The sequence below is a fragment of the Staphylococcus sp. GDY8P47P genome (assembly GCF_016892225.1).
Taxonomy (GTDB): Bacteria; Bacillota; Bacilli; order Staphylococcales; family Staphylococcaceae; genus Staphylococcus; species Staphylococcus borealis.
The window spans coordinates 44,256-51,355 of the sequence record NZ_JAFENV010000006.1 but is presented as its reverse complement, the minus strand read 5'-3'; the positions used below and the strand labels follow the sequence as shown (position 1 = coordinate 51,355).

4 protein-coding genes are annotated in these 7,100 nt (G+C 34.0%); 3 read left to right on the top strand and 1 reads right to left on the bottom strand.

Annotated features, from left to right (window positions below; all coding sequences use genetic code 11):
- Positions 1-154: 154 nt before the first annotated feature.
- The gene (gene plsY, locus JVV30_RS01795) at positions 155-763 is read right to left on the bottom strand and encodes a glycerol-3-phosphate 1-O-acyltransferase PlsY (RefSeq protein WP_053030977.1); all 609 of its coding nucleotides are present in this window, start codon (positions 761-763) and stop codon (positions 155-157) included.
- A 201-nt stretch (positions 764-964) separates the two neighbouring features.
- Between plsY and parE the strand changes: the two genes are divergently transcribed.
- The 3 genes from parE to alsT all read left to right on the top strand — a co-directional run bounded on the left by parE (position 965) and on the right by alsT (position 7,033).
- Entirely contained in the window at positions 965-2,965 is a 2,001-nt protein-coding gene (gene parE / locus JVV30_RS01790; protein ID WP_053030975.1) for a DNA topoisomerase IV subunit B, read from the top strand.
- The gene (gene parC, locus JVV30_RS01785; RefSeq protein WP_204193225.1) at positions 2,962-5,361 is read left to right on the top strand and encodes a DNA topoisomerase IV subunit A; all 2,400 of its coding nucleotides are present in this window, start codon (positions 2,962-2,964) and stop codon (positions 5,359-5,361) included. The genes parE and parC overlap by 4 nt, the downstream gene beginning before the upstream one ends.
- 214 nt (positions 5,362-5,575) lie before the next feature.
- Complete coding sequence (alsT, locus tag JVV30_RS01780; protein WP_204193222.1) at positions 5,576-7,033, top strand: glutamine transporter AlsT; 1,458 nt, start codon at positions 5,576-5,578, stop codon at positions 7,031-7,033.
- The last annotated feature ends 67 nt before the right edge of the window (positions 7,034-7,100 follow it).

Below are 7,100 nucleotides of genomic sequence, written 5' to 3'. Positions count from 1 at the left end.
ACTCCCAGCTTGCTTAGCTTGGGCTCTGCCCGCAAAGATGACTAGTTTTGTGAATAGCTTGGTTCAAGCGTCTTCTCAATACAGTCAGCTACTGTGATTTGCAAAGTAGCAATATTATATTATATATCTCGGATCGATATTTTCTGATTAATAATTACATCCATTTTATTTTAGGTTCTTCGCCTTTAAAGATTCTTACTATATTAGTACGGTGCCTTACGATTAAAATAATCGAAACAAGTAGGCTCATACCGAATAATATGTAATCTTGTATGATGAGTGAGCCAATTACACAACATATTGCAGCAATAATACTTGAGAGTGAAACATATTTAAATATATATAACACGCCAAAGAATATAATTGCTAATACGAGCAGTAAGATAGGATTTACACCTAAGACAACACCTGCACTTGTAGCAACTGCTTTACCACCTTTAAATTTAAGGTATATCGGATAAACGTGTCCTAGTATTGCGAATAAACCTACGATTAACCCATGTGTGAAGAACGTGCTAAGCGGTCCATCTGCATGCACTGGAAACCAAATGGGAAAGAAAACGGTTATAAACCCTTTAAATATATCTAAAAAGGTTACAACAAATCCTGCTGGTTTACCAAGAACTCGGAAGCTATTAGTTGCGCCAGTATTGCCACTTCCAAATTGTCTAATATCTTTTTTGAAAAAGAGCTTTCCTATAACATATCCATTAGGAATAGCACCGATGAGATAGCTTAATATGAGCATGACTACTATCATCATATAACTTTACACATCCTTTAATAACGTAGCTATATTTTACCATAATCTCATAGCTAGCAACGACCAATTTTGAAATTTTGTTTTTTTACTAACTTAAAATTGATTAGTTTTTAACTCACACTTGCAATTTAGACCGATTTATATAAGAATAACTATTGTATAGTTTTTAAAACGAACGTACGTTTGTAGGAGGCGAACGCATTGGCAACAAAAAATTCAAATCATTATTCAGATGATTCTATTCAAGTATTAGAGGGATTGGAAGCTGTAAGAAAGCGTCCAGGTATGTATATAGGATCTACTGATAAACGAGGTCTACATCATTTAGTATATGAAGTTGTAGATAACTCTGTGGATGAAGTGTTAAACGGATATGGTAATGAAATAAATGTAACAATTAATCAGGATAATAGTATTTCTATTGAAGATAATGGTCGTGGCATGCCTTCAGGGATGCATGCATCAGGTAAACCTACTGTAGAAGTTATTTTTACCGTCTTACATGCCGGTGGTAAATTTGGTCAAGGTGGATATAAAACATCTGGTGGATTACATGGTGTTGGTGCTTCAGTCGTTAATGCATTGAGCGAATGGTTAGAAGTTGAAATACATAGAGATGGTAATATCTACAAGCAAAGTTTTAAAAATGGTGGGGTGCCTGCCTCTGGTTTAGTTAAATCAGGTAAAACGAAGAGAACAGGAACTAAAGTTACATTTAAACCAGATCCTGAAATATTTAAAGCAACAACTTCATTCAATTTTGATACATTGAGTGAAAGATTACAAGAATCAGCCTTCCTATTAAAGAATCTTAAAATAACATTGAAAGATTTACGTAGTGGTAAAGAACGTGAAGATGTTTACCATTATGAAGAGGGGATTAAAGAATTTGTAAGTTACGTCAACGAAGGCAAAGAAGTTCTTCATGATGTAACAATGTTCACAGGTTCAGCTAATGGCATAGAAGTGGATGTTGCTTTCCAATATAACGATCAATACTCAGAGAGTATATTAAGTTTCGTTAATAACGTGCGTACAAAAGACGGAGGAACACATGAAGTAGGATTTAAAACTGCTATGACACGTGTCTTTAATGATTACGCTAGACGAATTAATGAATTAAAAGAAAAAGACAAAAATTTAGATGGTAATGATATACGTGAAGGTTTAACTGCGATTATATCAGTACGTATTCCAGAAGAGTTGCTACAGTTTGAAGGACAAACGAAGTCTAAATTAGGTACTTCAGAAGCGCGTAGTGCGGTTGATTCAGTAGTCTCTGATAAATTACCGTTTTATTTAGAAGAAAAAGGACAACTTTCTAAATCACTTGTGAAAAAGGCAATTAAAGCACAACAAGCTAGAGAAGCAGCACGTAAGGCCCGTGAAGACGCACGTTCAGGTAAGAAGAATAAACGTAAAGATACGTTGCTCTCAGGAAAGTTAACACCTGCGCAAAGTAAGAATACTGAAAAAAATGAATTGTATTTAGTCGAAGGGGACTCTGCAGGTGGTTCAGCTAAGCTTGGTAGAGATAGAAAATTCCAAGCGATTTTACCTTTGCGAGGTAAAGTTATTAATACTGAAAAAGCAAGACTTGAGGATATATTTAAGAATGAAGAGATTAACACGATTATCCATACAATTGGCGCTGGAGTAGGAAATGACTTCAAAATTGAAGATAGCAATTACAATCGTATTATTATCATGACTGATGCTGATACAGATGGTGCGCACATTCAAGTATTATTATTAACTTTCTTCTTCAAGTATATGAAACCACTAGTACAAGCTGGTAGAGTGTTTATTGCATTGCCTCCACTTTATAAACTTGAAAAAGGAAAAGGTAAATCTAAACAAGTCGAATATGCTTGGACAGACGATGAACTTGATAAACTTCAGAAAAAATTAGGAAAAGGATTTATGTTACAACGTTATAAAGGTCTTGGTGAAATGAACCCTGAACAGTTATGGGAAACGACAATGAATCCTGAAACTCGAACGCTTATTCGTGTTCAAATTGAAGATGAAATGCGCTCTTCTAAACGTGTTACAACATTGATGGGTGATAAAGTTGCACCGCGTCGTGAATGGATTGAAAGTCACGTTGAATTTGGCATGCAAGAAGATCAAAGTATATTAGATAACACTGAAGTACAAGTAATTGAAACTGAAGAATATACTGAGGAGGAAACAAATTGAGTGAGATAATTCAAGATTTATCACTTGAAGATGTGATAGGCGATCGTTTTGGAAGATATAGTAAATATATTATTCAAGAACGTGCTTTACCGGATGTTCGTGATGGTTTAAAGCCAGTGCAACGAAGAATTCTTTTCGCAATGCATAGTAGTGGAAATACCTATGATAAAAATTTCCGTAAAAGTGCTAAGACAGTCGGTGATGTTATCGGTCAATATCATCCACATGGTGACTTATCAGTATATGATGCAATGGTCCGTTTAAGTCAAGATTGGAAATTGCGACATGTCTTAATTGAAATGCATGGTAATAACGGTAGTATTGATAATGATCCACCAGCAGCAATGCGTTATACCGAAGCAAAGTTAAGTCAATTATCTGAGGAACTTGTACGTGATATTAATAAAGAAACAGTAGCTTTTGTTTCTAACTATGACGATACAACACTTGAGCCAATGGTATTGCCGGCAAGATTCCCCAATTTACTAGTAAATGGTTCAACAGGTATTTCTTCTGGTTATGCGACTGATATTCCGCCGCACAATTTAGCTGAAGTAATTCAAGCAACATTGAAATACATCGATAATCCTAATATTACTGTTAGTCAATTAATGAAATATATTAAAGGACCAGATTTTCCTACTGGTGGTATTATTCAAGGTATCGATGGTATTAAGAAAGCTTATGAAACCGGGAAAGGTAAAATTGTCGTACGTTCTAAAGTCGACGCAGAAACACTTCGAAATGGCCGCCAACAACTTATCGTGACAGAAATTCCATACGAGGTGAATAAAAGTTCACTTGTTAAACGTATTGATGAATTAAGAGCCGATAAGAAAGTAGACGGTATCATTGAAGTACGAGATGAGACGGATCGTACTGGTTTAAGAATTGCTATTGAATTGAAAAAAGATGTAAATGCAGAGGCTATAAAGAACTATTTATTCAAGAACTCTGATTTACAAATTGCATATAACTTTAACATGGTTGCAATTAGTGACGGACGTCCTAAATTAATGGGTATTCGTCAAATTATAGATAGTTATTTAAATCATCAAATTGAAGTGGTAGCGAACCGTACTAAATATGATTTAGATCATGCTGAAAAACGTATGCATATTGTAGAAGGTTTAATGAAAGCATTATCAATTTTGGATGAGGTTATTGCTTTAATTCGTAACTCTAAGAATAAAAAAGATGCAAAAGACAATTTAGTATCTGAATTCGAATTTACAGAAGCGCAAGCAGAAGCTATCGTTATGCTTCAACTATACCGTTTAACGAATACAGATATCGTTGCGTTAGAAAATGAACATAATGAGTTAGCAAATATGATTAAAGAATATCGTCATATACTGGATAATCATGATGCGCTGTTACAAGTAATTAAGAATGAATTGACTGACATTCGAAAACGATTTAAATCTGAACGTTTGTCATCAATTGAAGCGGAAATTGCAGAAATTAAAATTGATAAAGAAGTGATGGTGCCAAGTGAAGATGTTGTTTTAAGTATCACACGTCAGGGTTATATTAAACGCACATCTACACGTAGTTTTAATGCCAGTGGTGTTGCAGAAATTGGACTCAAAGATGGAGATAGTTTACTCAAATATCAAACAGTCAATACGCAAGACACGGTACTAGTATTTACAAATAAAGGTAGATATTTATTTATTCCGGTTCATAAATTATCGGATATCAGATGGAAAGAACTTGGGCAACATGTTTCTCAGATTGTTCCTCTAGACGATAATGAAACTGTGGTCGATGTATACAATGAGCAAAACTTCAAAGATGATGCATTTTATGTATTAGCAACGCGAAATGGTATGATTAAGAAAAGTAACGTTAGTTTATTTAAGACAACGCGCTACAATAAACCGTTAGTCGCCATGAAAGTTAAAGCACAGGATGAATTAATTAGTGTAATGCGCCTAAATGAAAATCAATTGATTACTGTATTAACTCATAAAGGCATGTCATTAACGTATTCAACTGAAGAATTATCTGATACGGGATTGAGAGCAGCTGGTGTTAAATCTATTAATTTAAAAGATGAAGATGTTGTAGTTATGACAGATGCCGTAAATCAAGATAGTTCAATTATAATGGCTACTCAAAGAGGCGCTGTAAAACGAATCAGCTATAAAATTCTACAACAAGCTAAGCGAGCACAAAGAGGAATTACATTACTTAAAGAATTGAAGAAAAATCCACACCGTATTGTTGCTGGTCATGTTGTTAAAGATGAGCATATGTATACATTATATTCTGAAAGTCATACGGAAGAAGGACAAATAACTGATATTCATTTATCTGAACAATATACAAATGGTTCATTTATCGTTGATGTTAAGGAGTTTGGAGACGTTCTAGATATGACAATCGACTAATTGCTCAAAAAATTTTATTTTCAATTTAAAAAGAAAATGATAAAATTGAACTTGTTATTTTAACCAATTTTAATCTTTCAAGAGATTTATATTGATGTTGTATAACCTCAAACGTAATATACATTAGTATTATTTTATTGAGTTTATTCAATGCAGTATAAATCTCTTGTAATATATCTTAGGATATTAATTAATTATAGATGAGAGGGATTTAATGAGTGATTTTGATAATTTAATACCTGGGTGGTTTAAAACAATCGTTCAGGTAGGTAATGATTTAATTTGGTCGCAATATTTAATTGGATTACTATTAACTGTAGGCTTCTTCTTTACAATTAGTTCTAAATTTGTGCAATTACGTATGTTGCCAGAAATGTTTAGAGCTTTAGTAGAGAAACCTGAAACATTGAATAGTGGTGAAAAAGGTATATCACCATTTCAAGCATTTGCAATCAGTGCTGGTTCTCGAGTAGGTACTGGTAATATTGCCGGCGTAGCTACGGCAATTGTGCTTGGTGGACCTGGTGCAGTATTTTGGATGTGGGTAATTGCTTTCATTGGAGCGGCAAGTGCGTTTATGGAAGCTACTTTAGCTCAAATTTATAAGGTTCACGATAAAGAAGGTGGATTCCGTGGGGGGCCAGCTTACTACATAACTAAAGGTTTAAATCAAAAATGGTTAGGTATTTTATTCTCAATATTAATTACTGTAACATTTGCGTTTGTATTTAATACTGTTCAATCTAATACAATTGCAGAGTCATTAAATACTCAATACAACATAAGTCCAGTTATAACAGGTATTATATTGGCAGTTATTACAGGAATCATCATCTTTGGTGGTGTGCGCAGTATTGCGACATTATCATCATTGATTGTGCCTATCATGGCGATCATTTATATTGGAATGGTTTTAGTTATTTTATTATTAAATATCGACCAAATTGTTCCAATGATAGGTACGATCATTAAGAGTGCGTTTGGTTTCGAACAAGTTACCGGAGGCGCTGTTGGTGCGGCTATCCTTCAAGGTATTAAACGTGGTTTATTCTCTAACGAAGCTGGTATGGGTTCGGCACCTAATGCTGCTGCTACAGCGGCTGTACCACACCCAGTGAAACAAGGTTTAATTCAATCACTTGGTGTATTTTTCGATACTATGTTAGTTTGTACAGCTACAGCGATTATGATTTTATTATATTCAGGATTAAAATTTGGTGAAAGTGCACCTCAAGGTGTTCAAGTTACTCAATCAGCATTAAATGAACATTTAGGTTCAGCTGGGGGTATCTTCTTAACAGTTGCGATTACGTTATTCGCATTTTCTTCTGTAGTCGGTAACTATTACTACGGCCAATCAAATATTGAATTTTTATCTAAAAATAAAGCAATTATGTTTATTTTCAGATGTTTAGTTGTTTTATTAGTATTTGTTGGTTCAGTTGTGAAAACTGAAACAGTATGGAGTACTGCCGATTTATTTATGGGATTAATGGCGATTGTTAACTTGATTTCTATTATCGGTCTTTCAAATATAGCTATAGCTGTCATGAAAGATTATCAAAAACAACGTAAAGCTGGTATGAAACCTGTGTTCAAACCAGAGAATCTCGAAATTAACTTGTTTGGCATTGAAACTTGGGGTAGAGAAAATCAACTACCTAAAAAGTAATCGATTGAATAACTATTTAATATAATATTATTAACATACTCCTTTCAATGTATTGAATTTAGGTTTC